The organism is Bradyrhizobium pachyrhizi (genome assembly GCF_001189245.1).
Lineage (GTDB): Bacteria > Pseudomonadota > Alphaproteobacteria > Rhizobiales > Xanthobacteraceae > Bradyrhizobium > Bradyrhizobium pachyrhizi.
In genome coordinates this window covers 42,005-44,210 of record NZ_LFIQ01000064.1, presented here as the reverse complement: position 1 = coordinate 44,210, position 2,206 = coordinate 42,005, and the positions used below count along the sequence as shown (strand labels likewise).

1 protein-coding gene is annotated in these 2,206 nt (G+C 65.6%); it reads right to left on the bottom strand.

What is annotated here, in order from left to right:
- Positions 1–46 precede the first annotated feature (46 nt).
- A partial coding sequence (locus tag AKL29_RS44765; RefSeq protein ID WP_244481998.1) for an indolepyruvate ferredoxin oxidoreductase family protein occupies positions 47–2,206 on the bottom strand: 2,160 nt, incomplete at its 5' end.

Here is a 2,206-nt window from a genome sequence, read left to right as displayed (position 1 = left end):
AACAGTTGCCGGCTTTCGCCGGGACGACACCGAATTTGTGGCTACACTACTCCGCCGCCATCTGCCGCGGCGCGGGCGGCGGGTTGGCGAGGTCGGCGGCGAGTTGCGCGTAGCGAACCTTCGCTTCCTTGATCGCCTTGTCCTTCACCGGGCCGTAGCCGCGGATACGGTCAGGCAACGCCAGCAGTTCGACCGCGACGTCGTGATTGAGCGGCGACAGCAGGTTCAGCACCGTCGCGACATCCTTCTCGTAGCCCGCGATCAGATCGCGCTCCAGCTTGCGGTCGGCGTTGTAGCCGAAGATGTCGAGCGGCGTGCCGCGCAGGAAGCGGAATCTCGCCAGCACCCTGAAGGCCGACATCATCCACGAGCCGAACGCGCGCTTCTTCGGACGGCCCTGTGCGTCGAGCCCGCCGCCGAGGATCGGCGGCGCCAGATTGAAATTGAACTTGAACTCGCCCTCGAACTGATCGCGCAGCTGCTTCTCGAAGCGGCCATCGGTGAACAGCCTCGCCACCTCATACTCGTCCTTGTAGGCGAGCAGCTTTGCGTAGTTGATCGCGACCGCGCGCGGCAGCGCCTCGCCATAGCCGCCCTTGGCGGCGGCGTCGCGCACCTGGTCGACCAGCTTGCGATAGCGCCTTGCCAGACGCGCATTCTGGTAGTCGGTCAGGAACGCCATGCGATGGGTGATGATCTCGTCCAGCGACGTCGCATCCAGCGATTTCGGTGGCGCGATCTCGTCGTCGCCCTTCATCATCCCGCTCAGCCGCGCCGGATCGGCGGCGGCCAGGCGCCCGAGCTGGAACGCCTGGGTGTTCATCTTGATCGAGACACCGTTGACCTCGATCGCCTGCAGGATCGCCTCCGCCGACAGCGGCAGCAGCCCGCGCTGATAGGCAAAGCCCAGCATCATGATGTTGGTGGCGATGGAGTCGCCGAGCAGCGCTTCGGCCGGCTTGGTGAAGTCGAAGAAGGCGGAGTCCTTGCGCAGTTCGGTCTCCAGCACGCTGTTGACCTTGCGGCTCTGGAAGTTGAAGTCGCGGTTCAGGATGAAGTCCGCGGTCGGGATCACGTGGCTGTTGATGATGCCGACGGTGCGGCTCGCATCGCACAGCGTGATGGTGTCCTTCGACGCCGCCACGACCTCGTCGGCCGCGAGCACCAGATCGGCCGTTCCGGTCACGATGCGCGAGCAGGTCACGTCGGCGGTGTGCTCGGAGAGCCGGACGTGGCTCAGCACCGCGCCGCCCTTCTGCGCGAGGCCCGACATGTCGAGGATCATCGAGGCCTTGCCCTCGATATGCGCGGCCATGCCGAGCAGCGCGCCGATCGTCAGCACGCCGGTGCCGCCGACACCGCCGACCGCGACGTTGTAGGGCCGGTCGAGCGCGGGCTTGGAGGCCGGCTCCGGCAGATTATCGATGCTGCCGAGCTCGGGCGGCGCGCGCCGCCTGAGCTTGCCGCCGTCGACCGTGACGAAGGACGGGCAAAAACCCTTCACGCAGGAATAGTCCTTGTTGCAGGTCGACTGGTTGATGGTGCGCTTGCGTCCGAGCTCCGTCTCCAGCGGCTCGACCGAGATGCAGTTCGACTGCACCGAGCAGTCGCCGCAGCCTTCGCAGACCGCTGGATTGATCAGCACGCGGCGCTGCGGATCCTCCATCAGGCCGCGCTTGCGGCGGCGGCGCTTTTCGGCGGCGCAGGTCTGCACGAACACGATCGCCGAGGTGCCCTTGTACTCGCGGCACATCTTCATGACGTTCTCGAGCTCGTCGCGGTGGTACAGCTTGACGCCGGGCGCGATGGTGTCGGCCGGATAGGAATCCGGGTTCTCCGAGACCAAATAGATCTCGCGAATGCCTTCGGCATGGAGCTGGAAGGTGATCTGCTGCGGCGACAGATCGCCGTCATGGCGCTGGCCGCCGGTCATCGCGACCGCATCGTTGTAGAGGATCTTGTAGGTGATGTTGGCCTTGGAGGCGACCGCCTGGCGGATTGCGAGAATGCCCGAGTGGAAATAGGTGCCGTCGCCGAGATTGGCGAAGATGTGGTTCTCGTTGGTGAACGGCGCGATGCCGACCCACGGCACGCCCTCGCCGCCCATATGGGTGAAGGTCTCGGTTGACCGGTTCATCCACAGTGCCATGAAGTGGCAGCCGATGCCGGCCAGCGCGCGGCTGCCTTCGGGCACCTTGGTCGAGGT